The 1,040-nt window shown below is 51.6% G+C and carries 2 tRNA genes and 2 rRNA genes; all 4 read right to left on the bottom strand.

Annotated features, from left to right (window positions below):
• A 23S ribosomal RNA gene (locus N5K27_RS28910) occupies positions 1–347 on the bottom strand; the annotation flags it as partial.
• Between the two features lie 273 nt (positions 348–620).
• Positions 621–696, bottom strand: a tRNA-Ala gene (locus tag N5K27_RS28905).
• Positions 697–720: 24 nt separating this feature from the next.
• Positions 721–797, bottom strand: a tRNA-Ile gene (locus N5K27_RS28900).
• 127 nt (positions 798–924) lie between these two features.
• Positions 925–1,040: ribosomal RNA gene (locus tag N5K27_RS28895) — 16S ribosomal RNA — on the bottom strand; the annotation flags it as partial.

The raw sequence follows: 1,040 nt of genomic DNA, 5'->3' as shown, positions 1-1,040 counted from the left end.
TCAGAGATTTCGAATACAGGGCTATCACCTGCTATGGCCGGACTTTCCAGACCGTTCTTCTATCACCGAAGCTAACTCGTACAGGCTCTTCCGATTTCGCTCGCCACTACTTTCGGAATCTCGGTTGATTTCTTTTCCTCGAGTTACTGAGATGTTTCAGTTCACCCGGTTCGCCTCGTTAACCTATGGATTCAGTTAACGATACCGCCGAAGCGGTGGGTTTCCCCATTCGGAAATCTGCGGATCAAAGCTTGTTTGCCAGCTCCCCGCAGCTTATCGCAGGCTACTACGTCCTTCATCGCCTGTGATCGCCAAGGCATCCACCACATGCACTTAGTCGCTTGATCCTATAACCGTAGCGGCTATAGGCTGGTTTACTCTAGCGTTTGTGCCGTTCCAGAACATGAGCATTCTGGAACTGATATATGCAATCACAACCCGTTGTCCGACAATACTCCACTGGCTCTTCACCAGCGTGTCGAACAACATTACTGTTGTTGCTTCTTCCAAATTGTTAAAGAACAGCCAAATCGTACTACACCGAGCCAAAGCCCAGCTTTAAGCACAGCACGCTGCGCTTAAACCTGAATTCTGGTGATCCGAGGAATTCCCACCGAAAATGGTGGAGGTTGACGGGATCGAACCGACGACCCCCTGCTTGCAAAGCAGGTGCTCTCCCAGCTGAGCTAAACCCCCACAGAAACTCGCGCTTCTGCATACTGGTGGGTCTGGTTGGATTCGAACCAACGACCCCCGCCTTATCAAGACGGTGCTCTAACCGACTGAGCTACAGACCCATATTCTTCGGATCTGCATCCCAGGCCAAGGAACGTCAAGCATCTTGCGCTTGCCCCTTTTCCTCACCGATCCAGCTTAACGAACAACCGATAAGAGTGGACACTTGATCAAGCGCTTTACGCGCTGAAAGGAGGTGATCCAGCCGCACCTTCCGATACGGCTACCTTGTTACGACTTCACCCCAGTCATGAACCCTACCGTGGTAAGCGCCCTCCTTGCGGTTAGGCTACCTACTTCTGGTA

It is taken from the genome of Pigmentiphaga sp. GD03639 (assembly GCF_029845405.1).
Lineage (GTDB): Bacteria > Pseudomonadota > Gammaproteobacteria > Burkholderiales > Burkholderiaceae_B > Pigmentiphaga > Pigmentiphaga daeguensis.
This window is presented reverse-complemented; position numbering and strand designations above follow the sequence as displayed.